Here is a 24,461-nt window from a genome sequence, read left to right as displayed (position 1 = left end):
GAGACCATCCACCTCGATGGAGACATCCGTGCAGGGCATCGCCGCAATCGCCGTCAGTCATCCGCTTGATCCGCTGACGTCGGAGGAGATCGCCGCTGCCTGCGATCTGGTGCGTGCGAGTGCAGCCTCCGCGGAGAATTGCCGCTTTCCCATCGTGCGGCTGGAGGAGCCGGGCAAGGCCGAGCTTGCGGCCCATGGCGGCGGACAGAAGCTGCCGCGGAGAGCCTTCGTGGTCTCGCTCGATATCGCCTCCGGCGAGTCGGTCGAGCATGTCGTCGATCTCGGCGCTCAGGCTATCGTTGCGCGCAAGGTGGTGCCGAACCGCGCGGCGCCCTACGGCCAGCCACCGGTCATGCTCGAGGAATTCTTCCGCTGCGAGGCCACCGTGAAGGCCGACGCCGGCTGGCGCAAGGCGATGCAACGGCGCGGTCTGACCGACAAGGACATCGAACTGGTGCAGGTCGATCCGTTCTCGTCCGGCTTCTTCGACCTGCCGTTCGAGCGCGGCGCGCGCATCGTGCGCGCGGTCAGCTATTTCCGCGAGCATCCGCAGGACAATGGCTATGCGCATCCGATCGAGGGCGTGGTCGCCGTCGTCGACCTGATCGCCGGGAAGGTCATCGATCTGACCGACGAGGACCCGGTCATCCCGATCCCGCGCAAGAAGCGCAACTACGGCGCCCACGAGGTGACGGCGCCCCGCGCCGACATCAAGCCGCTCAACATCGAGCAGCCGCAGGGACCGAGCTTCACCGTTGATGGCTGGAAGGTCGAGTGGCAGAAATGGAGCTTTCGCGTCGGCTTCACGCCGCGCGAAGGTCTCGTGCTGCATCGGCTATGCTATCAGGACGGCGAGCGCACGCGGCCGATCATCCATCGCGCCAGCGTCACCGAGATGGTGGTGCCTTATGCCGATCCGACCGCCAACCATTTCTGGAAGTCGGCCTTCGACGCCGGCGAGTACGGCCTCGGCATGCTCGCCAATGCGCTGGAGCTCGGCTGCGACTGTCTCGGCAACATCCATTACTTCAACGTGCCCGCCGCCGACAGCAAGGGCGAGCCATTCGTGATGCAGAACGCGATCTGCATGCATGAAGAGGACTACGGCATCCTCTGGAAGCACTACGAATTCCGCAACGGCCTGTTCGAGGTCAGGCGCTCGCGCCGGCTCGTCATCAGCTTCTTCGCCACCGTCGGCAATTACGACTACGGCTTCTACTGGTACCTGTACCAGGACGGCACCATCCAGCTCGAATGCAAGCTCACCGGCATCATCCAGACGGCGGCGATCGCGCCGGGCGCGACCTATCCGTGGGGCGGCATGGTCGATGACAATTTGGGTGGGCCCACGCATCAGCACTTCTTCAACGCCCGCCTGCACATGGATGTCGACGGCGGCGGCAACACCGTCACCGAGCACGAATTCGTGCCGCGTCCGTGGGGCCGCGACAATCCGCATGGCAACGTGTTCGACACCACCAGCCGCGTGCTGGCGCGTGAGCGCGATGCGGCCAGGCTCGCCAATGGCGAGACCGGGCGCTACTGGAAGATCTCCAATCCCAACGAGACAAACTCGGTCGGCGGGGCGCCCGGCTACAAGCTGGTGGTCAATCCGAGCCCGGTGATGCTCGCACAGGAGGGCAGCTTCGTGCGCAGCCGCGGCGGCTTTGCCACCAAGCATGTCTGGGTCACCGCCTATGATCCAGCCGAGAAATACGCCAGCGGCGACTATCCGAACGTGCATGGCGGCGGTGATGGCCTGCCGCGCTACATCGCGCAGAACCGCAACATCGAGAACGCCGACATCGTGGTCTGGCATTCGTTCGGGCACACCCATGTGTGCAAGCCCGAGGATTTCCCGATCATGCCGGTCGAGTATGCCGGCTTCATGCTGAAGCCTGTCGGCTTCTTCGCCGCCAATGCCGGCTTCGACATTCCGGCGGAGCGGAACGCGAAGAGCGTGCTGAGCGCGGATGGGACGTCTGGCGAGGCCGATGGCAGCTGCTGTCACTGAGACAGCGGCCGACGCAAGGCGGAATGAGATGCATGCCGGGAACAGGTTAGGCGTCAGCGCGTACCGATACGTTGATGTCGCAGCCAGAAACCGGCAAAATCAGCTGCGTCCGCCGTTCCCCATTGCGGCCGGTTGTCACCCGGCATGCTAAAGGAGAACGTAAGCACGGCACATCCGTTCCGCTGCAGCAGAGATCGCGCCTTTAGAACGACGCGCCGATTAGAACCTTCTCTGCCGATCGTCATTGACGCGCACGGGGGCCAGCTCGCTTGGAGTCACCCATGCACGCCCAACAGATGATCGAAACCCATCCGCACGTCCGCGGCCAAGTCAATGATGCGCTCGTCCGCTGCATCGAGGAGTGCTACTCCTGCGCCCAGACCTGCACGTCCTGCGCGGATGCCTGTCTCGGCGAGGAGAGCGTCGCGAAGCTCACGCAATGCATCCGTCTCAATCTCGATTGCGCCGACGTCTGCAACATCACCGGTCGCATTGCGACGCGGCGGACGGGCTCGGATCAGGAGATGATCCGCCGCATGCTCGACGCCTGCGCCGCAGCCTGCCGTCTCTGCGCGGAGGAATGCGAGAAGCACGCCGGCATGCATGCGCATTGCCGGATCTGCGCCGAGTCCTGCCGGCGTTGCATGAGCGCCTGCGAGGAGGCCGGGCGCAGCATGGCGCATTGAGCCGCGGGCACTTTCATCGACGCGTGCAAAAGCAAAAGGCCGGGCTTGAGAGCCCGGCCCCGTCCGACCATGGCGACCGGATTGCTCCAGCCCTGAGAACGCCATTCCAGACAATTCGATGGATCAGCCACCATTCAGTTTTGTTGTCAGCGTCGTGAAGATGCCCTCGAGGGTCAGTCCGAGCTTGTTGAGAATGGTGATGATCGCAAGGGCGATGCCCGCGGCGATCAGCCCGTATTCGATGGCGGTTGCGCCGGATTCGTCTTCGTAAAATTTGAGAAGCAATGCCTTCATTCATCCCCTCCGCAATGCGCCGTTTCTCGGCTCCCGGGTAATGTCCGCGAAACTACGGAGTGGAACCTAAGGTAGTGTGAACGACGCTCCTCCAAGTGTCTCGACTTCCCAGAAACTGGCAGAATTCACAGTTGAAGCGTGTTCCTCTGCACGCAATCGGACTCAGCCGGGGACACCCGCGGCACGCAGCGCTTCCGCGTAGGTTGTAGCCATGGCCGGAACTGGAAATGGGATCCGATTCAGGAACCCTGAGACGGAGAGGTGAGGCTCCACGGCGAGCAACTGGCGCGCGATGTCGGCCGCCCGGACGACATCGCCACGTCCCACCAAGGCGACGATCAGGACGCGCAGCGCGACGGCGAAGCGGCGGTTCTGCGTCAAGGCCATCTCGGCCCAGTGGATCGCATCAGTGAAATCCGCGTCAGCGACCGCGCAGATCGCCATCGCGCCGGCTGCGAACCAGCCGCGCGGATCGCGCGGATTCAGGCGCAGCGCGCGTTCGACCAGCGCCCGTCCTTCGGCGGGATGGCCGGCCATGGCTTCGATCCAGCCGCTCATCGTGAGCGCCATCGCCGAATTCGGATTGATCGCGAGCGATCGTTTGAACAGTTCGCGCGCAGGCGTGATGTCGTCGGCCATGTTCCAGATCGCGAAGGCGGCCATCCACAGCACCTGCGCATCGCCGGGCGCCCGCTCGGTCGCCTGCCAGGCCAGCGCGACAGCCTCATCACGATAGTCCTCGCCGGGGTCGCTCCAGCCCTGGAAATGCCGCAGCGCCTGGCCGTAGGCGCGCGCGGCCATGGCCGGCGCATAAGTGGGATCGAGCGCCAGCGCCTCGTCGAGGCAGGCGATCGCCGCTTTCAGGCTGTCCGGAGTGAACGCGTCGCGTAGGCTGGCGGCGCGCAGCAGCAGGTCATAGGCCGCGGGCTGCGGCAATGCGCGGCGCCGCTCGCCTTCGGCGAGCTCGAGCGTCGGTTCGATGATGGCCACGACGCGCTCAGTGATGCGGTCCTGCAGCGCGAACATGTCCCCGACATCGCCATCGAAGCGGTCGGCCCACAGATGCGCGCCGGAGACGGCGTCGATCAGCTGGCCGCTGATGCGCAGCCGCTCGCCGGCGCGGCGGACGCTGCCCTCCAGCACGTAGCCGACGCCGAGCTCGCGCCCGACCTCGCGGATGTCCATCGCCTTGCCCTTATAGGTGAAGGACGAATTGCGCGCGATCACGGCGAGCCCGCTGCAGCGGGAGAGCGCGGTGATGATGTCCTCGACCATGCCGTCGGCGAAGTAGTCCTGGGCGGGATCGCCACTCATATTGGTGAAAGGCAGCACCGCGATCGACGGACCGTCGATCCGCGCCGTGGGAGCCGTCGGCGCTTCACGCGCATCGGCCTCCTCGCGGACCACGCCGACGAAGCGTAGTCCCTTGCGCGGGATGGTGCGGATCAGCCGCTGCGCCTCGCCGCTGTCGCCGATCGCGCTCCGCGCCGCGCTGATGCGGCTCGCCAGCGTCGCCTCGGAGACGATGCGGCCGCCCCACACCTCGGCGAGAACCTCGTCGCGGCTGACCACGCGCTCGCGCATCCTGATCAGGAACGCGAGCAGGTCGAACACCTGCGGTTCCATCGCGACGAGGAGCTCGCCGCGGCGCAGCTCGCGGCGGCCGGGATCCAGCACGCAATCTTCGAAGGAATACAGCACATGCGTTGCCATCGGCCGCCTCGGGAGCTCGGCAACCTTCACGCGGTGCGGCTCGAAATCAAGCCGGCCTCAAGGAAAAATCAATGTCGTCTCCAAGCGCGGGCAGGTGGGATCAGGCACGGTCGCGCCAGATCAACCAGGAGCCTGCCATGCGCGATCCCTTTCAACCCAGCCGTCGCCGCTTCCTCACTCTGGCTGGAACCGCCGCCGCGGCGCTTCAGCTCGGGTCCAACGGTGCGGGGGCGCAGAGCGTCAACACTTCAGCGAAGTTGCCGGCGATCAAGCCGGGAACGACGACGGCGCTCGGTCCGATCAAGCAGGTCACCGCGGGCGAGCTCAGCATCGGCTATGCGGAAGCAGGGCCCGGCGATGGTCCTGTCGTGATCCTGCTGCACGGCTGGCCCTACGACATCCACAGCTTCGCCGACGTTGCTCCGGCGCTGGCGGCCGTCGGCCATCGCGTCATCATTCCGCATCTGCGCGGCTACGGCACCACGCGACTGGTGTCGCCGACCGCCTTGCGAAGCGGCCAGCCGGTGGCGGTCGCCGCCGACATCATTGCGCTGATGGATGCGCTGGGCATCAAGAGCGCGACGCTCGCCGGCTATGATTGGGGCGCACGCACCGCCAACATCATCGCCGCGCTGTGGCCGGAGCGCTGCAAGGCCATGGTCTCGGTCAGCGGCTATCTGATCGGCAGCCAGCAGGCCGGCCGCCAGCCGCTGCCGCCGGCCGCCGAGCTGCAATGGTGGTACCAGTTCTATTTCGCCACCGAGCGCGGCCGCGATGGCTATGACAAGAACCGGCGCGACTTCGCGCGGCTGATCTGGCAGACCGCGTCGCCGAAATGGGCGTTCGACGACGCGACCTTCGCGCGCAGCGCTGCCGCCTTCGACAATCCGGATCATGTCGACATCGTCGTGCACAATTATCGCTGGCGCCTCGGGCTCGCGCAGGGCGAGTCGAAGTATGATGCGCTGGAGGCGAAGCTCGCGACCTTCCCCACGATTGCGGTCCCGACCATCACGATGGAGGGCGACGCGAACGGCGCACCGCATCCGGCACCGGAGGCCTATGCCAAGAAGTTCACCGGCCGCTATGAGCATCGCCTCGTCACCGGGGGCATCGGCCACAATCTGCCGCAGGAAGCGCCGCAGGCTTTTGCGCAGGCGGTGATCGACGTGGTGGCGGAGGCGTAGCGCTGTGGTTCAGGCGGGAGTGGCGCGATCGCGCCGGCCTTGCAGCCACGTCTCCCGCCGCACCACCCATTGCTCGGATCGCGTCTCGCCATTGTGGTGCGCGAGCGTGATGAAGCCCGTGAACTCCGCGCCGGTCTTCTGCTTGACCCGGCGCGAGGCCACGTTGCTCGCGACGTTGCAGACGGTGAACTGATCGAGACCGAGCGGGCCGAAGGCGAAGTCGTTCACCGCCCCGATCGCCTCGCTCATCAGCCCGCGATTCCAATACGGCTCGGCGAGCCAGAAGCCGCGATGGCCCTTCGCCGACTGCAGGCGCGGCCGGAAGTGGATGTTGCCGATGGCCTCGCCGTCACCGTCGCGCAGCACCAGCACCCATTGGTAGATCTCCTCGCCGGCCGCGATCCTGTCGAGCTGCAGCCTGACGAAGGTCTCCGCGCCGTCGGGCGGATAGGGCCACGGCACGGTGGCCGCGAGGTTGCGGACGATGTTCCAATTGTCGAAATGGCGCTGGATCGCGGGGGCGTCGCTGAGCGCCAGCGAACGCAGGACCAGGCGCGCGGTATGCAACGTGGGCGTGAGCATGCCGGATGTTGCCGTTAAACACGACTTCGGGCAAGCGGCGTCTGCGCCCGACCATGCCATGTCCATGTCATTGATATTACGGCGATCCGACCGCCGTTAAGGTTACGGAATTGTTTCTTTCCAGCAATGGAACCAAACGTCTTCACAACGCTGCATTGCAGTGCATTAATCGAGCACACGCAAATGCAGGGATGCAGCGTGTGTACAACCGCTAGAGGTATCATAGGCGGGACGGGCCCAGGGTTGCGCCCGATGAGGTGTTGGAATGAATCGCGGGACGGCGGGACATCGGTCGCGTGGGTCGCAGGCGCAGCGTGCGTTCGATCCACACATGTGGCGCACACGGCAGCTGAGCCGGCCCATCCCCTTTTACGGCTCGGAGCTGTTTCAGCTCGGCTGTCCGCCGCTGGCTTCCTTGATCGCCGCCTTCCTCGGCTGCCTGATGACGCTGCATCTCAGCGCCTCCGGCCTGTCGCCGCTGGTCGCCTCGGCAGCGGCCGCGCTGCTGCTATGCGCCTCGCTGATCCTGACGCGGACGGCGGACCTCGTGCCCGGCACGTTCTTCTCATCGGCCTATGGCGGCAGCTTCGTCGGCATGACCCCGGTGGTGCTGCTGAATGCCAGCGTCATCCGCGCCGGCCTGCCGCTCGATGCGGCCTTCGTTCTGCTCTCGCTGTTCTGCGGCCTGATGTTCTGTCTCGCCTGTGCGCTCGATCTGTGGCTGCGCGGCGGGCTGGCGCGCGGCTATGGCGGACGGCTCGGCGCGCTCGCGGCTGTCGCCTCCTTCCTGTTCGTCGGCCTGGCGCCGATGCTCGGCCCGGAGGGCGAGCTGTTTCCGATCGCACGCCGGCCGGTGCCGGAGCTCGGCTTCGTCGCGGCCGCGATCACCTTCCTGCTGTGCACGGTGGGCATGCTGGCGACCATGGCGGCGCTGCGCTGGGCACCGGTCGCGGGATCGCGGCGCGCGGTGCGCATCTTCGTCGCGGCGACGGTGGCGTTCGCCGGCCTTGTGCTGCTGCTGCAATTCGTGCCCAACAACGCCTCCGAGCTCGACGCCTATTATGCCGGCTGCTTCCTCGGCATGTCGTCGTCGCGCCGGCTGCGCAGCCTGCTGCAGGCGATGGCGGCGGCGGTCCTGCTCGCGGCTCTGCTCATGCTCACCGCGCCGATCCTTCCCGCGGTCGGCGGCAGCCTCGGCTATGTCGCCTTCGTCTCGGTGTTGTTCGTCGACGCCGGCGTGCGGCTGTTCATCGAAGCCGGAGAATCGCCGCGGCAGACCATGATCGCGTGGACGCGAGGTGTTCTCGCCGCGCTGGCCATCGCCGCGATGCTGATGTCGAGCGAGCTGCTGTTCGAACAGCCGCGCGTCGAGCCGGCCGCTTCACCGCTGTCGGTTGCGCCGCCCGCGCCCCAGTCGCCACCGGTCGACCACGCAAGAGAAGAGGGCGCTCTGCCCGACGCTCCGTTGGCCAACGCTGGCGTGCCGGAGCTTCCGATGCAGATCCTGCGGCCGGACGGCGGAGGCCGGTCCGGGGAACCCAGCGCCGTCGCGCCCCTGCCGATGTCCTCGGAGCCGCAGCGGCGTGTCGACCGCTATGGCCAGGCGGGTGCGGTGCCGGCGATGCTGCCCAAGCGCAGCCAGGCGCGCGTGGTCCCACGCGTGGCCCCGCGGCCGCGCATCATGGCTCGCCAGGATGTGCAGCCTGCGCCGGAGTGGACGCCCGATCCGTCCACATTCGCGGGGCCGTGACGGCAGAGCGTGAGCCTTTTTGCGGCGATAACGCGCCGCGGCCACACGGCCGCTCGTGTTTCGCCATGTTTTCACTTCATCGTGCACAAAGCGGTGCTGAGGGGTCTCGTCCGGCGGTGACGGCGAGATCGGGGCCCCGGTCGATCCACACGGGGGGTGGTTCGTTGATGCAGCAGGCTTCTGAGTCCGCACCATGTGACTCCGCGCCATGGCGAACAGGCCTGCCGGTCCTGTTCGAGCCGCGTCCGCACGCGCGGCGTTACGATCTCTCTGTCGCACTCCTGGTGTCCTTTGCGGGCGCCTGTCTCGGCTGTTTCGCGACGCTGCATCTGAGCGCGTTGGGCTTGCCGCCCGCGCTCGCCTCGGCGGCGGTGACGGTCGTGCTGTGCGCCGGCCTGGTCATTGCGTCTCCCGGCAATCTCGCCGCGATCACATTTTCCTCTTCGGTCTATGGCGGCAGCTTCAGCGGCATGACGCCGATCGCACAGCTCAGCGACAGCGTCGCTCGCACCGGACTGCCGCAGGAATCGTCGCTTTATCTGCTGTCGATCTTCTGTGGCCTGCTGTTCTGCATCTTCACCGCGATCGAAATCCGGCGGCGTGTCGTGCTGCTGGAAGGCTATGGCGGACGATTGGGCGTGCTGGCGGCGTTCGGATCGCTGCTGTTCGTCACGCTCGGGCCGTGGCTCGCCGGGCAAGGCGACACGCTGCATCTGAGGCATCTCACTCAGTTCGACCAGGAGCTTGACGGCTCGCTCGCGATTCTGGCGGCCTGTCTCGCCGGCACGTTCCTGACCCTTTTCATCCAGCGGCTTCCGCATGTCGCCGACGCGGGGCGGGCAGCGCGCACCTTCGTCTCGGCCACGCTGGCGTTTGCCGGCATGGCGATCATGCAGGCGCTTTGGCCGGACCAGCGCTGTCTCGTCGACGCCTACTATGCAGGTTGTTTCCTCGGCATGTCGTCGCCGCAGCGGCTGTCCGGATTGCTGCAGCCGATCGTGGCCGCGCTGACCCTCGCGGTGGTTCTGGTGCAGGCATCGACGGTCCTGCCGATGGTCGGCGGCAGCCTCGGTCTTGCGGCCTTCATTGCGGTCGCCACTGTCGACATCGCCAAGCGCGCCGGCAACGCGCTGCCGGCCCCGGCCCTGTCCATGAAGGCCGCGCTTGGTCCGAGCGTGGCCGTCGCCTTGGCGGTGGCGGGGTGTCTGCTGCCGAGCCATCTGTTTTTCGGGCTGGCCGACGATACCACCGACGCGCCGCGCGAAGCTGCTGCGGTCCTCGCTCCGGCTCTCGTGACCTTGCCCGACGAGCCGATCGTGAACGCAACCGCGCCGGAAGCCGCGTCGCTTGCGCCGGTCGCTCCGGCCGTTGCACTCGAGCCGGCGCTCCTGGTCGGGGCGCAGGTCCAGCCCGTCGCACTGGAGGTCACGTCCCGCGTGGAGGCGCCTGCGGAAGCCGCCCCGGCGCCGCGTGCCGAGCTGCCGCGGACCCAGCGCGCGAAGCGAGCCGGTGCGGGCCCTTCGCCGTCTCCGGCCAATGCGGGGCCGTGGGGCATCATCCGGGCGGGAGAGCTGGGACGGACCGGAGCGGTTGGTGCCCGGCCGCGCGCAAAGCCCGCCCCCGTCCGCAGCGTTGACGCGGCGTCCGCCGCGCCGCAGCCAGCGGCGCGAGCCCAGCTTCAGAGCGCGCCGAAGCGGACGGCGCGGGCGGTTGCGACAGCCGCCCCTGAATGAGAGGAGCCTTCAGCTGAACTTGCGCCGCGCATCGAGCGACAGCCCGATGCCGACACTGCCGAGCAGGTCGGTCTCGGCGACGCGTGCTGCCGGAAACAGCTTCAGGATCCCCTCGCGCAACGCCGGCACCATGCTCGAGCCGCCGGTGAGAAAGATCGTGTTGATGGCGGCGGCCTCGACCGCGGCGTCATCCAGCAGCGTCGTGACGGTGCGGACGACGCGCTCGACGGAATCGGCGATCGCGCGGTCGAAATCCTTGCGCGTGAACTTGATGCGCGCCCACTCGTCCTTCTCGGACAGCACAGAGGTCAGCGACTTCGCCGACGTCAGCGCGATCTTGGCCTGCTCGACGCCGATCGCGAGTGTATGGCCGCGATGCTCCTCCACCACCTTGATGAAGCGGTCGACGAGGTCGCGCCGCTCGGCCTCGTAGCGGATCTGGCGCAGCTCGTGGATGACGCCCTTCTTGTAGAGCTGGTTGATGCGATGCCAGGTCGCGAGCTCGTGGTAGTACGCCGTCGGCAGCTCGCGCTTGCCGTCGGCGGTGAAGCTGCCATAGCCGAGATGCGGCATGACGCTTTTGAGGCTCAGCAACCGGTCGAAATCGGTGCCGCCGATATGGATGCCGCCATTGGCGAGGATGTCGTCCTCGCGGTCAGCCTTGCCGCGCCGCTCCGGCGAGACGCGCACGATCGAGAAGTCCGAGGTGCCGCCGCCGATGTCGACGATCAGCACCAGCTCCTCGCGGTTCACCTGCTGCTCATAGTCGAGCGCGGCCGCGATCGGCTCGTATTGAAAGGCGATGTGCTTGAAGCCCTGGTCGCGCGCGATCCCCTCCAGCGCGCTCTGCGCCTCGGCGTCGGCGGCGTCGTCCTTGTCGACGAAGCGCACGGGGCGGCCGAGCACGACCTGGCTGACCTCATGGCCGAGCCGGGTCTCGATCTGCGTCTTCAGATGCGCGAAGAAGAAGCCGAGAATGCCGGAGAACGGCACCGCCTTCTGCCGGATATAGGTCTTCTCGTGGATCAGCGCGGTGCCGAGAATGCTCTTGAGCGCGCGCATGAAGCGGCCGTCATGGCCGGTCAGGTAGCGATCGATCGCCGCGCGCCCGAACTGCACGCCGTGATCCTCGAAATCGAAGAACATCGCGCTCGGCAGGGTGCGCTGCTCGCCCTCCAGCGGAATGAGCTGCGCGGAGGCGTGATCGCTGAGGCCGACCGTCGTATTCGAAGTGCCGAAGTCGATGCCGCAATGGGCCGCTGCCGCCATGCTCGTCTCGTCTGATGTCCTGGGGGGCGGTCCGCTTAGCCGTTTCGCAGCGCAATGTCATGTGCGAAGGTGCGGCATGGCCGGCATGAAGATGCCTCAGATGGCGCATGGCTCCTTCGGCACGCAGGGGGGCATCGCCGCGAAGGATGCTGCCAGTTAGTTTCTCCGTCATGCCCGGGCTTGTCCCGCCTGCGCGGCCGAAGCCGCTTCGTCGCGGCGAAGGCCCGGGCATCCACGTCGCTCCCCGGGCGCTGAACGACGTGGATGGCCGGGACAAGCCCGGCCATGACGACGGGGAGGCAGACGGTCGCAAAAGTCCGACTGTCGAGGAGGATGACCGGCGCAAAGCAGAGAAGGTGGCGACGACGACGGAGGCACCTTCTCGATCGTGGCTTGCCACGACGCCAACGGCTCTCGTCAGCGCTGAAATACGATCTTGCCTCCGACGAGCGTGATATCGGCCTTGATGTCCTTGATCTGCTCGTCCGGCACGGTCATGTAGTCCGCCGACAGCACCGTGAGATCGGCGAGCCTGCCCGGCTGGATCGTCCCCTTTCGCGTTTCGTCGAACGTGTAGCGCGATGCGGCAGACGTGTAGAGGCGCAGCGCCTGCTCGCGGCTGATCGCCTCCGAAGCGCCGTAGACCTTCCCGCTCGGGTCCTTCCGCGTCACCATGATGTACATGTTGAGGAACGGATTGATCGGGTTGACGGGAAAGTCGGATCCGGCACCGAGGTTGTCCAGCCCCATCGTCTCGATCAGCGTCCTGGTCGGCACGGCGCGATCGGCGATCGGCCGCCCCAGGAATCGCTCGACGGTCGCGGCCTTGTCCCACATGAAGACGTTCTGGAAGTCGACCCTTAATCCCAGCTTGCGCGCGCGCTCCATCTGTTCGGGCCTGATCAGGCTCGCATGGATCAGAACGAAACGACGATCCCGGATGGACTTTTCCTTGTCGGCCGCCTCGAAGGCGTCGAGCACCTGGTCGATGCCGAGATCGCCGACCACATGCACGCCCACCCGCCAGCCGTTGCGATTGCAGATCGAGACGAGTTGCGCCAGCCGCTCGGGCGTCTGCTGCGCGATGCCATGGTAGCTGTCGTGGGAGTCCGGATAGACGTCGCGCATCAGCGCCGTCTTCAGCGTCATGCCGCCGTCGTAGAAGATCTTGATGCCGGCAAACCTGACCCAGTCGTCGCCGAATCCGGACGAGGCGCCATTCCCCGAGATGATCGCGTCCCAGGCGTTGAGATCGGCGGGCGGCTCCGGCCTGTACATCAATCCCGTCCGCAGCGTCGCCTGTCCGGACGCGGCGAGCTTCTGCAAGGTGCGGATGTCGCGCGCTTCCGTCGCGCCTTCTATTGCACTCGTGATCCCAAAACTATTCAGCGCGCGCTCGGCAATCGTGAACTGCCGGATTTCATCCTCGTCGGTCCACGGCGGAACAGCCTTCTCGACCCGCTCGATCGCGGTCTCGACGAGCAGGCCGGTCAGTTCGCCGGCCGCGTCGCGCTCGAACGAGCCGCCGTCCGGGTTGGCGGTGGTCTTGTCGACGCCGGCCTTCTGCAAGGCCATCGAATTCGCCATCGAGAAGTGTCCGACGGTGCGCAGATAGACCGGATTATCAGGCGCGACGCTGTCGATCTCCTGCCTGGTCAAATAACGCTTCTCGGCGAGTTGTGACGGCGGGTGCCACGCTCCGCCGACGATCCACTCGCCCGGCTTCCTCTTGGCGACGAAGGCCTTGATCGCTTCGAGCGCCTCCGCGACCGTCTTCGCCCGGCCCATGATGACGACATAGTCGCCAAGTCCGGCCGCCTTGAAATGCGCATGCGTATCGATCAATCCTGGAACGACGGTCTTGCCGGAGACGTCAAGCACCTGCGTGCGCGCTCCGGCGAGCGCCCGCATCGACGCGCTGCTTCCGACCGCGAGAATCTTTCCGTCTCGCACGGCGATCGCCTCGGTGACGCTGGATTGCTCGTCCAGGGTGAGAACCTTGCCATTGACGAGGACGAGATCGGGCGCGTTGACGTCTGCCTGCTGAGCTGTCGCAGGCGCCGGGCCTGCGAGCAGGAGTCCCACACTGAGCATCGCGAGCGCCGTCGATCTGCAGAGCATTCCATCCTCCGGATTGTTTCGTTCATTAATTGAACATTTGGCCGTTCTTGTTAGATGATAGCCGTACACATCGAAACGGTCCAATAATCCGGCGATTAGTTCGGCTGCTTGTAGCTCGTTAAGAGTCAGCGCCACGAAGAAAGCTGCGAGTTAGTTTCTCCGTCATGCCCGGGCTTGACCCGGGCATCCACGTCGTTCCCGGTGCGCCGAACGACGTGGATGGCCGGGACAAGCCCGGCCATGACGGCGTGGAGACAGACGAGCGCAAAATTCTGGCCTTCCAAGGAGCTAGCCCGTAAGCGAGGGGCGCAGGTGTTCGCGCGGCGTGGGGCGGCCAGGAAGGGATCGTTCCCTGGCCGCTCCTCTGTCACCCTGCGGGCCTGAACGCCGGCCCCTCGAAGCGCAGACCGGCTGCGCCGCGTTCGACGCGGTCATGCGCGGCTTGCATCAGGCGCGCCTCGCCAGCCTCGACCACGCGTGCGCGACCGTCCAGCAACGCCGCAAGACGGGCGAGCGCCAGGGCCTTGTTGCGATGCTGCGAGCGGCCGTCGCGGGCGATCGCGGTGAGGCCGCTCGGCAGATGCACGGCGCGCACCGCGCTCTCGGTCTTGTTCTGGTGCTGGCCGCCCGGACCACCGGCGCGGAAGCTTTCGAACCTGATGTCCGCCGCCGCCAATGCCGGCACCATTGGCGGCAGCGGCAGATCGATCACGCCGATGAACCAGTTCTTGCGCCCGTGATGCGGCCGCAGCGGACTGCGGCACACCCAGAGCAGCGAGCCCCGGGTCCAGCGCTGCGCGAGCGCGTCGGCGCCCGGCCCGTCCAGCACGACAACAGCGCTGGCCGGGCCGTGACGATCCGCCTCTCCTGGCGCGATCGCGCAATCGCAATCCGCAGCCTCCGCTTCGGCTGCGAGCCGGGTGAGCGCATGCGCGACCGCGATCCGGCATTCCGCCGGACCGCGTCCCGAGGTGAGGAGGAGCCGTCTCATCGGCGGTCCTCCTTGTGCCGCCGTTCGACCGCGATCTTCTTCACCGTCACCAGCGGACGGAAGCTGGCCACGACGCGCGCGAGCCCGAAGCTTTCGAGATCGGCGATCACACCCGCGATCGGCTTGTAGGCCTCCGGCGCCTCCTCCGCGAGCAGCGCGCGATCCTCGCAGATCACGCGGCCGCCGAATGGATTGCGCGCCAGCCGCTCGCGATCCGATCGGGTGGCACCGACCCGGCCGATCATCGACGACCGGTCGAACTTGCGTCCCGCGCCGTGCGCGATCGACCACAGCGCCTCCTTTGGCGCGGTGGCAAGCGGCGCGACCAAATAGGAGAGTGCGCCGCGCGAGCCCGGCACCACCACGAGCCCCTGGTCGGACGGCGCCGCGCCCTTCCGGTGCAGCACGCCCTCGCTGCGATGGACCACGCAATTATGCGAGCATTCGCAGACCGGATCTGCCTCGCAACGCAACGCCGATGCCGCACGCCGTGCGATGACGTCGCGGTTGAGCCGTGCCCAACGCAGCGCATGGTCGTGCGCCACGAGATAGGACTGGCCTTCCGCGCTATCAGGCGCGAGCGGCTTCAGGCCATCAGCGACGTGCCGTTCGAGCAGCGCATGGCCGAGGCCGCGCGAGCCCGAATGCACCAGCAGGAAAGCGCGATCGCGATCGATGCCGGCCGTTTCATCGAACACTTGCTCGACGGCCTGCAATTCACAGAAATGATTGCCGCCGCCGATCGTGCCGAGCGACGCGTCGAGGTCGGACGGCGCGAGCTCATGCGCTGCAAGCTCGCCAGCGATGTCGCCGTCATACGGCTTGGCGACATCGCGCAGCCGGTCGGCCGCTTTGTCGACGCGAATGCGGCGGGAAGCGAGATCGAGCTGATACAGCGCCATGCCGCAGCCGGCGTCGGAGCCGACGAATCCGGGATGGATGTGGTCGGCGAGAATGGCGCAGCCGACGGGACCGAACTTGCCGGGATGCAGGTCCGGCAGGCCGGCGACCGCGCGCACGCCATCGAGATCAGCCACCATTTCGAGCTGGCGCACGGCGGCGCCCTCGATCCAGGAGCTGGACGAGTAGAAGCCGTGGACCGGCGCACGGCCGTCCACGTGATGGGAATTGCCCATGTGGGTACCTTGGAGAAAGACAGGGAGATGTAGTCTGGGACTGACAGCGCGCGCGAACGCACGCGTGCCGAACCACACCCCGCCTCACGCGAGGATCAGGCCCGGCGGCTCCTGGCGGAGCAACGGATGATCGCAGTCATCGTCTCTCTCCTCATGCGGCGGAGCGGAATGCTCGACGCCGGCCGCGTACTAATCACTGGATGATGCCGTTGGCAATGTGCGGAATTCAATCGCTGTCGCGCTGTGACGCTCAGGACACGAATGGGTCATCTGTGTATGATGGTCGGTCCCTCTCCGTCATTGCGAGGAGCGCAGCGACGACGCAATCCAGAGTCCCACCCACCATCCTGGATTGCTTCGCTGCGCTCGCAATGAGGTTGAAAGATCTCGATCGACGAAGAGGCGCGTCGCCTGCGGCAAGCAAGTCGATGTACGCGCATCCCGCGATCAGGACAGCGAAAGGAAATCGCCGATGAAATAGATGATCGCCACCACGATCAGAACGCCCATCAGCACGAAGGACAGCTGGACGGCGATCGCGCAGCCGCCCAAGGTCGTGGCCATCGCCGCGATGTGACGCTCCTCGCGCCGCAGCTGGCCGACGACGCCGAGGATGATCGCGAGCAGGCCGAGCGAGACCGCGGCCAAGGGCAGCTGCTGGTGCAGCCGGTCGGTCCACGATCGCTCGCGCACAGGCGCCTGGTAGTCGACGCCCTTGATCCGCGCCACCAGCCGGTCCTTGACGCGATGTCCGACGTCGACGAGGACCTTGTCGATGGGCGGCGGCGGATCGATCGCCGGCAGCACCCAGTGCGGCAGGATCGCTGCAACGAGCGCGAGCAGTCCGACCACGCTGCCGATCGAGCCGAGCCGGCGGGAGCGAGTTAATGCGTCTGTCACTGCCAAAATCTCCGAAGTCGCCGCCCGTTCGGTTTTATCCGGAAGATTGCTGGGCTCACCGGAACCACCGCGTCGTGATTGACGCATTCCGCTAGGTAGCTATCACTGCCATACAAACAAACGACGGTAGCGCTGATTGGATCAGCAGGTGCAGATGGATGCGCCCTCTCCCCTTGCGGGAGAGGGCATGTAGGACAGAGCTACAACCCCGGTTGGGTGAGGGGTATCTCTCCGCGAGCCTCTCTTGCCGAGAGATACCCCTCACCCAACCGCGCAAGGGGATGGGCCATCGATGCCCTCTCCCGCAAGGAGGGCTTTGCGCAAAGAGGTGATTGAGGCTGATCTAGCCTCGTGGGCTTTTTTGAAGGCGGTCGGCCTCTGTCGTTTGGCCGAGACCGGCTGCTATGGCGGCATTCTGCGTGCCCATCCCCATGATTTTTCATCCGCAGGCATGCCTCTCCCGTGGTGAGGATAGGATACCCGCGACGCGACGTAGATTGTAGGCACAGCAAGCAAGAACAACCTGGACCTTGTTGCGCGTGTAATTGAAGAAGCGCATGCGCCGCAGACCATATTGTTCCTTGAGAACCGCATAGGGTCTTTCAACCTCTGCGCGGACCTTTGCGATCAATTTATTGCGCTGCTTTTGCCGGGCTGTAAGTGCGTGATGCTTGTTCGCCCGGTGCATCAAACGGTCCTTGATGCCAGCCTTCTTCAGGCGCGCATGCCGGCGATGGGTGTAGTAAGCCTGATCGCCATAAACCGCTTTCTCGTCACCGCAGAACAGCCGATCCGCGGGCTTGGTGTCCGTGACCGAGGCATCCGTCATATGAATGCGGCGAATGATCGTGTGACCCGCATCCACGCCGGTGTGGATCTTATAGCCGAACACGCTCTTTTTGCCTTTCTTTCCCCACTTCGCATCGGGGTCGACAGAGGGCTTTGGCGAGGTCTCCTCTCGCTCTTTGGACGCTTTTCGAGGCGGTCTCGCACGAGCCGGAATCAATGAGGCATCCACGAGGGTGCCCTGCTTCAAGATCAGATGCTTGGCTTCGAACTGACGGTTGATCTCCTCGAATATCTTCTCAATCAGTCCATCCTTGGCAAGTTCCTGCCTGAACCGCCACAGCGTGGTGTGATCCGGCGTGCGGTCGTGCAGGCTGAGGCCGACAAAGCGACGGAACGACAGACGGTCCGCAATGGCAGCTTCCAGCGCCGGATCGGACAAATTGTGCCAGATTCCGGCGAGCAAACACCGCAGCAGGACCTCCGCCGGATAGCTGCTGTTACCAGCGCCGTCGCCACCTCGCTTGCCGAGCAGCGACCGCAACGGCGCCCAGTCCACCACAGCGCCGACTTCGTCCAGGATGCTGCTTCGCGACTTACGAACCAAGCTGTCCGCCAGGCTCATCTGTCCGACATTGCGCTCGACCATGATTTTCGCCCCGACTCACGATAAAATCATCGAATCACGAAGCTGCAATTGCGCAAAGCCCTAGCAAGGGGAGAGGGCGCTGCATCGCGCAGCACGCTCGATTGCTCGCTCGTTGCGTTGAGTGCCGGATCATGCGTCGGCCCTCGAAGCCATATGGTTCAATCCATCCGTCCCTTCGCGATCACAACAGCCGGGCGGTGAGCTGCGCCGCCTCCCAGCCTTCGAGAAAGTCACGCTGCTGCGTCACCCAGCGGATGTTCTCGCTGCCCCACTCGGGCGAGCGGCTGGCCTGCTCGCCCATCAGCCAGATGTGCCTGACGATCACGAAGGCATGAGCGGCTTCGAGGTCCGCGGCAGAGATCGGGCGGACCGAGTGGTAGCCGTCCACGAAGGCGTGCCACGCCGCATGGAAGCGCCGGCCGAACGACAGCTTCGCCCACAGGAAGACCGACAGATCGTAGGCCAGATAGCCGGGGCCGCCGTCGTCGAAGTCGAAGAACACGGCTGTGCCGTCAGCGGCGATGCGCGCATTGAAGCCATGGCAGTCGCCATGACAATGCGTCCACGTCAGCCCCTGCATCGCCTCGATCCGGGCGGCGGTGCGGGCCGCGATGTCCTGGAGAATGCCGCCGTCGTCGGCATCGATCAGGCGGCAGAGCTGCTGAACGCGCGCGAGCGGCCGATGCAGCAGATGATCGAGATCCAGCCGGTAGAGCGGCGCTTCCGCGCGATAGCACGACGCCGCATCGTGAATCCTGGCCAGCGTCACGCCGTTGGCGCGCGCATCGCTTGGCGAGGCGACGTCCGGGCCCGGCCCTCGATCGCGTGAAACAGCACGCCTTCCCGCGAGCCTTCCGCCGCCTCGCCGTGCACGAACAGCGCTCCGTCGCGAGCCGGACTCGCGGGGGCGACCGGCACGCCGCAGCGCGCGAGATGCGCGAGGAAGTCGGTCTCGGTGCGGACATCGGCAGGGCCGCGGGCGCGGTGCTGCGACAGGCGAAGGACGTAGCGGTCGCCGCTGGCCGCAGTGATCAGATAGACGTCGTTGAAGCCGCGGTTCATCAGGCGGCAGGTGAGCGGCTCTGGCAGCGCGTAATGTTTTGCGACGAAGCGGCCGACGCTCTCGGTATCGTTCGTCGTGTAGATCGGCTCGAAGTCAGCCACGGCGCGTATTCCGGAACGTGAGGACGAGGGCATCCTAAGCCGCTGCGGCACGTGAGGGAAGCTACCGCGCGCACTCGCCGTTGGCGGACGACGGCGTCTGCCGGTTGTCCCTCGCTGCCCGTCGCCCAAATCACGTGGCATCCGGCGCAATCAGCCGTCGCTGTCCAGTGCCTCGGCGAAAAATATTCATGTTTCGCTTTTTCGGAATCTATGCTTATCTTCCGCCCATCCCGTCCCATGCAAGGGGCGTACGCGTCGTCACGATACGTAGGGGCGGGGAGTGGTGGCCGCGGGCCTGTCAGTGCGCTGATGCGCAAGACGACTGGCAGCTCGCGGACGGTCAAGCCGTGTGGTCCTGGCGCCCCGAAGCTGGCGTCAAGTTTGCGATGACGTTCGTGCGGTGACAATCGTGCGTCGTTGCCGATGACGGGGGCAAACAAGCCGGTCCCCGGGGAGAGCGCGGAGCAGCCGTTCCAACCATCGCGCAGGGAAGGCCGGGTCTTGTCCGGCTGATCCTGTGGTTCCTGCCCCGTGCACTTTTCTCCGCACGAGGGCCACGGGCCTCAGCCGAGGCTCGGTCTTCCCTGCACCCTCTCGTTACGCGAGAGGGGATCGATCAGCACAGCTCGGGCTCATGGAGCGGCGAGAGCGCGAAGGCATGCCCAGGTGAGCATCGTCCGCGATGAAGCGGCGGGCGGCCGAATGCCGCCGACGCTGACTTCGGGTGCATGGTCCCGATTGACCGGGATCAAGAGCGCTCGCGTTCGGTCATCTAAGCCCCTACAACATCTGTCGCTCGTCGTGATGAAGAATGGACCTCGTGGTGCCGCAGACTGACATCGTGCCTCCTTCCGGATTGCGGCGGCGGCTCGGGCTTCCGTTGCTCGTCCTTTACGGGACGGGTGTCACCGTCGGGGCCGGGATCTATGTCCTGATCGGCGCGGTCGCGGGTCATGCCGGCAGCTATTCGGCCTTCGCGTTTGCGCTGGCGGCGTTCGTGATGGCGTTCACCGCCGCCTCCTACGCCGAGCTCGCGACGCGCTATCCCGTCAGCGCCGGAGAGGCAGCCTATGTGAGGGCCGCGTTCAAGTCGCGGCTATTGTCCACCGCCACGGGCGCGTTGCGGCTCGCCACGGGAATCATCGCCGCTGCCGCCGTGACGCTCGGCGGGGCCGGCTACATCCGGCAACTGATCGATCTGCCGACGCCGTTGATCGCGATGGCGATCGTGGTCGCGCTCGGCGTCGTCGCCTCCTGGGGCATTCTGGAATCGGTGATGCTGGCGGGCCTGCTGACCTTGATCGAGACCGGCGGACTGGTGTGGATCGTGGTCTCGGCCGTCTATTCCGGAGTCTCGTTCGCGCCGGCCTTGTTGACGCCGCCGCCGCTCGAGCTCGGAGCCCTCTCGGGCATCACCTTTGCGGGGCTGCTCGCGTTCTTCGCCTTCGTCGGCTTCGAGGATCTCGCCAATGTCGTCGAAGAGGCGAAGAATCCGCAGCGAAACATTCCGCGCGCGATGGCGCTGACGCTGCTCATCACGGCGGTGCTGTATGTGCTGATCGCAGCGATTGCGGTCAGCGCGGTGCCGCCGGGCGTGTTGTCGACCTCGCCGGCGCCGCTCAGCCTGGTGTTCAACGCCGTGGCCGGCATCAGTCCGGCGACATTCAGCACGATTGCGGTCGTGTCCACGCTCAACACGGTTCTTGCCCAGATGACGATGACGGCGCGCGTCGTCTACGGCATGGCGGAGCAGGGCGACCTGCCGCGCATCGCCGGCCGCGTCCACCCGCGCACGGGCACGCCGCTGATCGCGACCGGGCTGGTGATGCTGGCGGTGGCCGTGCTCGCGCTGGCCTTCCCGCTGGAGCGGCTGGCGGAGGGAACCTCGCTCGTGACGCTGACCATCTTTGCCATCGTCAATCTGTGTCTGCTGCGCATTCGTATCCGGCACATCGGATCGGAGGTCGCCCATGTGCGCGTCCCGCTCTGGATCCCCGCGCTCGGTCTCGTCACCTGTGTGCTGATGATCGTCAGCGCCTTCGTCGCGCCGTGAGCAGCAGGGGACCTTCAGGACCATGTCGATGCCGGAGATCATGAGCCGCAGCCCCGAGATCGTCGCGATCGCCGTCGCGCTCGGCATCGGCCTGCTGATCGGGCTCGAGCGCGAGCGCCGCAAGGGCGAGGGGCCGGGGCGCTCGCCAGCCGGCCTGCGCACCTTCGCCGCGGCCTCGCTGGCGGGCGCGATCAGCATGCTGACCGGCGGCAAGCTGCTGCTCGCAGTCGTCGCGGCTGGCATCATGGGTCTGACCGCGATCGCCTATCTGCGCTCGCGCAGCGACGATCCCGGACTGACATCGGAGACGGCGCTGATCCTGACCGTGCTCCTCGGCGGCCTCTCCACCGAGCGGCCTGCCTTGGCCGCAGGTGTCGCCGTCGTGCTGGCCGTATTGCTGGCGGCGCGGCCGGCGCTGCACGGCTTCGTGCGTTCGGTGCTCAGCGAGAGCGAGCTCAAGGACGGGCTGATCTTCGCCGCGGCGACGCTCGTGGTGCTGCCGCTGCTGCCCGATCAGCCGGTCGGTCCGTTCGGGGCGCTCAATCCGCGCAGCATCTGGATGCTGGTCGTGCTGATGATGGCGATCGGTGCCGCCGGACACATTTCGATGCGGCTGCTCGGCGCGCGCGGGGGGCTCGCGGTCTCCGGCTTTGCCTCGGGCTTCGTCTCCAGCACCGTCACGATCGGCGCGATGGGCGCGCGGGCGCGCAAGGCGCCGGAGCTCGGCGGTGCCGCGGCCGCCGGCGCAACGCTGTCCACCGTCGCGACCATCGTCCAGCTCGCGGCGGTGCTGGCGGCCACCAGCCTGCCGGCGCTGCAGTCGCTGCTGATCCCGCTGCTGTGCGCCGGCGCCGCCGCCGTGGTCTACGGCGCGATCTTCACGATCATCGGACTGCGGCAGAGCGGCGCGGCGGACCTGCCGCCCGGACACGCCTTCAGCCTGCCGGGCGCTTTGCTGCTGGCGCTGACGATCTCGGCGGTGCTGGTGCTGTCAGCCGGCTTGCGCGAGGCGTTCGGCGAAGCCGGCCTGGTGGTGAGCGCGGCCGTCGCCGGTCTCGTCGATACGCACGCGCCGGCGGTCGCTGCGGCCACGCTGGTGGCGTCCGGCAAGATCGGCGCGGCTGACGCGGTGGTCCCGATCCTGGCTGCGCTGTCGGCCAACACGATCAGCAAGATCGTGGTGGCCTGGACCAGCGGCGGCTCGTCCTTCGCGCTGCGGCTGATCCCCGGCCTCGTCCTGGTCATCGCCGCCGCATGGGCCGGCGCCTTTGCACCAAACCTTGCCCATCTGCTGCAGCCATGACGGGGCGTGCTCAGGCGCTGCGCGGCAGCGGCTCGACGGTGGCGGCGGCGTTGCGGTGCTGGACCAGCCAGGCGATCGCATCGTCCTCCTTCATCGGCTTGCCGTACAGCCAGCCCTGGCCGTAGGAGCAGCCGAGCATGCGCAGGCACTGCGCGTCCTCCTCGCGCTCGACGCCCTCGGCGATGATGCGGTGGCCGAGCGGCAGCGCCACGGCGGTGATCGCGGCGACGAGCTGCTGGTCCCGGCGATTGCCGGCGATGCCGTCGATGAAGGAGCGGTCGATCTTGACGGTGTCGATCTCCACCGCCATCAGATTGGCGATCGAGGAATGGCCGACGCCGAAATCGTCGATCGCGAGTGCAAAGCCGTGCTGGTCGATCAGCTTGAGCTCGTCGGCGCAGCGCTTGGGATCGAACATCGCCTCCTCGGTGACTTCGATCTCGATCCGCCGGGGATCGACGCCATAGCGCTCGGTGACCAGCTTGAGCGTCTGCGCCGGAGAATGGATCGGAAACTCGCGCGGCGAGACGTTGACCGACACGCGGATGCCATGCGCCTTCTTGCGGTCGAGCGCGCGCAGGAACGCGCAGGCGCGCTCGCCGACGAACTCGGTGAGCTGGCCGGACAGGCGCAGCCGGATCGCGGCGGAGACGATGTCCGGCGGCGGGATCATCCCGGCGCAGGGGTGCTTCCAGCGCAGCAGCGCCTCGAAGCCGATCACCTCCTGGGTTGCCATTGCGACCTGCGGCTGGAATTCGACATGCAGCTCGCGCCGCGCCAGCGCGGTCGCCAGCTCGACGTCGAGCCGGCGCTGCATCGTCAGCGCCGACTGCATCCGGTCGTCGAACACCCGCATGCAGGCGCGGCCGTCGTCCTTGGCGCGATACAGCGCCGCGTCGGCGCGGGCGGAGAGCTCCTCGATGTCGATGGCGCCGTCGGCCTGCGCGGCGATGCCGATCGAGCAGCTGACGCTCAAGGGCTGGCCGGCGATCAGCACCGGCCGCAGCAGCGCCGCTATCAGCCGCTCGCCCAGCGCCACGGCCCGGGCGGCGCAGTCCTTGCCTTGCAGCACGACGATGAACTCGTCGCCGCCGAGCCGCACCGGCAGATCATCGTCGCCGCAGGCGGACCGCAGCAGCGCCGCGACGGTCTGCAGCACGCGGTCGCCGGCATCGTGGCCGCGCGTGTCGTTGATGGTCTTGAAGTTGTCGACGTCGAACAGCACGAACGCCACGCCATGGCCGGCGGCGCAGGCCGCGCCCGCTGCCGTGCGGAAGTGGCTGCGGTTGGCGAGGCCGGTGAGCGAATCCATCCGCACCAGGCGCTCGAGCGTATGATTGGCCGAGGCGAGCGATTCCGCCAGCTCCGTTGCCGCGATGGTCGTGCTGTGGCTGGCGATGAAATTGCGCTCGCCGAGCCGGGCGGCGCGGAACAGCATCACGGTGAGGAACGCGATGTCGGCGGCGACGATGTAGCCGACGTCGCCGCCGGACAGCAGCATGCGCAGCACCGTCGCGCCCATCAGCGGCGCGCCGAAGGCGATGGCCATCGGCGAATAAGCGAGACTCTGGATGATCGCGCCGGTCGTCGTGCCGGCCATGATGAAGACGACGTCGTTGACGTTGTGGGCCTGGGTGAAGACCGGCAGGCCGAGCGGGACCACCGACCACAACGCTCCGCTGGCGAACGCCATGATCGTCAGGCCGCGAAGCACGCGGTGCGGATGGCGCTCGATCTTTCCCGAGGATTTCAGGTGCGAGACCCACCCGGCCCGCAGCAGGGCAAAGGCCACCGCCGCCGCGAGCCACCACAGGATCGGCGTGCTGCCCTCCCGCAGATAGATCAGCAGCGCGAGCGAGATCGCGATGGCGACGTTGGCGAACAGCGTCAGGGCAATGTTCTGCAGCGAGCTCGCCGCCTGGGCCTTCGCAAGCGCCGCCGCCTTGGTGTCGGTGGAAGCGGTCTGCATGCGAAGCGGATGGCCCTGTCGATCGATGATGGGAGCGAGCCAGCCCTGTCGACGGCCCTTGCGCGAGAGCATGCTGAACAGGGGCCTAAGGCCGGGTTAATCCGCCGGATAATACCGCTTAGGGTTGACGGCCCGGATGTCGCCGGTCGTCGGGCGACAGA

Annotated in this window: 17 protein-coding genes and 1 pseudogene; 7 read left to right on the top strand and 11 right to left on the bottom strand. The window is 66.8% G+C overall.

Annotated features, from left to right (window positions below; genetic code table 11):
* Positions 1-16 precede the first annotated feature (16 nt).
* Together BRAD285_RS28975 and BRAD285_RS28970 are read left to right on the top strand one after the other, a co-directional pair.
* On the top strand, positions 17-2,014 hold the full coding sequence (locus tag BRAD285_RS28975) for a primary-amine oxidase (protein ID WP_006611730.1): 1,998 nt from the start codon (positions 17-19) through the stop codon (positions 2,012-2,014).
* A 281-nt stretch (positions 2,015-2,295) separates the two neighbouring features.
* Positions 2,296-2,700 (top strand): four-helix bundle copper-binding protein, encoded by a 405-nt coding sequence (locus tag BRAD285_RS28970; protein ID WP_172889840.1) that lies wholly within the window; start codon positions 2,296-2,298, stop codon positions 2,698-2,700.
* 123 nt (positions 2,701-2,823) lie between these two features.
* Here BRAD285_RS28970 and BRAD285_RS28965 read toward each other — a convergent pair whose 3' ends face one another.
* Both BRAD285_RS28965 and BRAD285_RS28960 read right to left on the bottom strand, forming a co-directional pair.
* Positions 2,824-2,994: a Flp family type IVb pilin gene (locus BRAD285_RS28965; protein ID WP_006611732.1), complete on the bottom strand. Its 171-nt coding sequence runs from the start codon at positions 2,992-2,994 to the stop codon at positions 2,824-2,826.
* 162 nt (positions 2,995-3,156) lie between these two features.
* Positions 3,157-4,707, bottom strand: a complete 1,551-nt coding sequence (locus tag BRAD285_RS28960; protein ID WP_006611733.1) for a winged helix-turn-helix domain-containing tetratricopeptide repeat protein — start codon at positions 4,705-4,707, stop codon at positions 3,157-3,159.
* A gap of 137 nt (positions 4,708-4,844) precedes the next feature.
* Between BRAD285_RS28960 and BRAD285_RS28955 the strand changes: the two genes are divergently transcribed.
* Entirely contained in the window at positions 4,845-5,894 is a 1,050-nt protein-coding gene (locus tag BRAD285_RS28955) for an alpha/beta fold hydrolase (RefSeq protein WP_006611734.1), read from the top strand.
* A 9-nt stretch (positions 5,895-5,903) separates the two neighbouring features.
* Here BRAD285_RS28955 and BRAD285_RS28950 read toward each other — a convergent pair whose 3' ends face one another.
* Entirely contained in the window at positions 5,904-6,476 is a 573-nt protein-coding gene (locus tag BRAD285_RS28950; RefSeq protein WP_006611735.1) for a GNAT family N-acetyltransferase, read from the bottom strand.
* A 331-nt stretch (positions 6,477-6,807) separates the two neighbouring features.
* Here BRAD285_RS28950 and BRAD285_RS28945 point away from each other — a divergent pair, with 331 nt between their 5' ends.
* Together BRAD285_RS28945 and BRAD285_RS28940 are read left to right on the top strand one after the other, a co-directional pair.
* Entirely contained in the window at positions 6,808-8,226 is a 1,419-nt protein-coding gene (locus tag BRAD285_RS28945; RefSeq protein ID WP_244422185.1) for a hypothetical protein, read from the top strand.
* Positions 8,227-8,393: 167 nt separating this feature from the next.
* Complete coding sequence (locus BRAD285_RS28940; protein ID WP_006611737.1) at positions 8,394-9,959, top strand: hypothetical protein; 1,566 nt, start codon at positions 8,394-8,396, stop codon at positions 9,957-9,959.
* 9 nt (positions 9,960-9,968) lie between these two features.
* On the opposite strand, the gene BRAD285_RS28935 is transcribed toward BRAD285_RS28940, so the two are convergent.
* The 7 genes and pseudogenes from BRAD285_RS28935 to BRAD285_RS28900 form a co-directional block, all read right to left on the bottom strand.
* Complete coding sequence (locus tag BRAD285_RS28935) at positions 9,969-11,228, bottom strand: Hsp70 family protein (protein ID WP_006611738.1); 1,260 nt, start codon at positions 11,226-11,228, stop codon at positions 9,969-9,971.
* 417 nt (positions 11,229-11,645) lie between these two features.
* Positions 11,646-13,349 (bottom strand): amidohydrolase, encoded by a 1,704-nt coding sequence (locus tag BRAD285_RS28925; RefSeq protein ID WP_035646206.1) that lies wholly within the window; start codon positions 13,347-13,349, stop codon positions 11,646-11,648.
* A gap of 367 nt (positions 13,350-13,716) precedes the next feature.
* On the bottom strand, positions 13,717-14,340 hold the full coding sequence (gene prfH, locus BRAD285_RS28920; protein ID WP_006611742.1) for a peptide chain release factor H: 624 nt from the start codon (positions 14,338-14,340) through the stop codon (positions 13,717-13,719).
* Positions 14,337-15,476: an RNA ligase RtcB family protein gene (locus tag BRAD285_RS28915; RefSeq protein ID WP_006611743.1), complete on the bottom strand. Its 1,140-nt coding sequence runs from the start codon at positions 15,474-15,476 to the stop codon at positions 14,337-14,339. Before BRAD285_RS28915 ends, prfH begins: the two co-directional genes overlap by 4 nt.
* A 447-nt stretch (positions 15,477-15,923) precedes the next feature.
* The gene (locus tag BRAD285_RS28910) at positions 15,924-16,376 is read right to left on the bottom strand and encodes a hypothetical protein (protein ID WP_006611744.1); all 453 of its coding nucleotides are present in this window, start codon (positions 16,374-16,376) and stop codon (positions 15,924-15,926) included.
* Between the two features lie 439 nt (positions 16,377-16,815).
* Positions 16,816-17,811 carry an IS5 family transposase gene (locus tag BRAD285_RS28905; protein WP_087877678.1) on the bottom strand — a complete coding sequence of 332 codons (996 nt, stop codon included), beginning with the start codon at positions 17,809-17,811 and terminating at the stop codon, positions 16,816-16,818.
* A 181-nt stretch (positions 17,812-17,992) separates the two neighbouring features.
* A pseudogene (locus BRAD285_RS28900) lies at positions 17,993-18,975 on the bottom strand (phosphotransferase enzyme family protein).
* A gap of 811 nt (positions 18,976-19,786) precedes the next feature.
* Between BRAD285_RS28900 and BRAD285_RS28895 the strand changes: the two are divergent.
* Positions 19,787-21,028: an APC family permease gene (locus BRAD285_RS28895; protein WP_006610587.1), complete on the top strand. Its 1,242-nt coding sequence runs from the start codon at positions 19,787-19,789 to the stop codon at positions 21,026-21,028.
* Positions 21,029-21,050: 22 nt separating this feature from the next.
* Positions 21,051-22,331 (top strand): DUF4010 domain-containing protein, encoded by a 1,281-nt coding sequence (locus BRAD285_RS28890; protein ID WP_006610586.1) that lies wholly within the window; start codon positions 21,051-21,053, stop codon positions 22,329-22,331.
* Between the two features lie 10 nt (positions 22,332-22,341).
* On the opposite strand, the gene BRAD285_RS28885 is transcribed toward BRAD285_RS28890, so the two are convergent.
* The gene (locus BRAD285_RS28885) at positions 22,342-24,300 is read right to left on the bottom strand and encodes a bifunctional diguanylate cyclase/phosphodiesterase (RefSeq protein WP_006610585.1); all 1,959 of its coding nucleotides are present in this window, start codon (positions 24,298-24,300) and stop codon (positions 22,342-22,344) included.
* Between the last annotated feature and the right edge of the window lie 161 nt (positions 24,301-24,461).

This window comes from Bradyrhizobium sp. ORS 285, from assembly GCF_900176205.1.
Taxonomy (GTDB): domain Bacteria; phylum Pseudomonadota; class Alphaproteobacteria; order Rhizobiales; family Xanthobacteraceae; genus Bradyrhizobium.
This window is presented reverse-complemented; position numbering and strand designations above follow the sequence as displayed.